Raw genomic sequence first — 261 nt, 5'->3', positions numbered from 1 at the left:
CTGCGCGCTCAGATTCCCGCTGGGACGAGGGCTCATGCTGGGGCACGGGGATCTCCGGCTGGGACTGGGATGACGAGCGCACGGTGGCGCCTATGGACGAGACTGAATACCACCGGCACGAACACCAGCGTGGCGAGGGTGGCGAGGATCAGGCCGCCAATGACGGCGCGTCCCAGCGGCGCGTTCTGTTCTCCGCCCTCGCCGAGTCCCAGGGCCATGGGCGTCATGCCGATGATCATTGCAAGGGCGGTCATAAGCTTC

1 protein-coding gene is annotated in these 261 nt (G+C 66.7%); it reads right to left on the bottom strand.

Annotated features, from left to right (window positions below):
* Positions 1-32 precede the first annotated feature (32 nt).
* Positions 33-254: an efflux RND transporter permease subunit gene (locus RMT89_RS46355; protein WP_399499040.1), complete on the bottom strand. Its 222-nt coding sequence runs from the start codon at positions 252-254 to the stop codon at positions 33-35.
* Positions 255-261: the final 7 nt, after the last annotated feature.

This window comes from Streptomyces sp. P17 (assembly GCF_032436805.1).
Classification (GTDB): domain Bacteria; phylum Actinomycetota; class Actinomycetes; order Streptomycetales; family Streptomycetaceae; genus Streptomyces.
This window is presented reverse-complemented; position numbering and strand designations above follow the sequence as displayed.